Annotated in this window: 1 protein-coding gene; it reads right to left on the bottom strand. The window is 66.1% G+C overall.

Going from position 1 to position 333, the window contains the following annotated elements:
* Positions 1-194: 194 nt before the first annotated feature.
* On the bottom strand, positions 195-333 hold a 139-nt coding region (locus FLQ44_RS13540; protein ID WP_147694813.1), incomplete at its 5' end, for a DUF3363 domain-containing protein.

The raw sequence follows: 333 nt of genomic DNA, 5'->3' as shown, positions 1-333 counted from the left end.
ATCGCCGGCGGATAGTAGACCGGCCATCCTCCGAACACGAACCAGGGCTCGCCGAGTTGCGCCTGGAACCCGAGGCTCCAGGCCACGAACTGCGTCGCCGCCCATGTGGTGACGAGGATGATCAGGAAGACGACGGTGATCTGACCCCAGAGGATTCGCGTGCCTGACATCGGCCGTTCCTTTCTTGTTGATGGTTAAAGCCCGAGCCCCCGCTTGCGGCCGAAGCTCCAGTCCACGCCGCCGTCTCCGCGCGCGACACCGGCAATGTGGCGACCGAGCTGCCGTTCGAGCGAGGGAGACCAGGGCACGAGCTGGAAGCCGCGCCCGTTGTCG

This window comes from Vogesella mureinivorans, from assembly GCF_007644035.1.
Classification (GTDB): Bacteria; Pseudomonadota; Gammaproteobacteria; order Burkholderiales; family Chromobacteriaceae; genus Vogesella; species Vogesella mureinivorans.
Note: the sequence above shows the minus strand (reverse complement) of the source record. Positions and strands in the feature narration are given on the sequence as shown.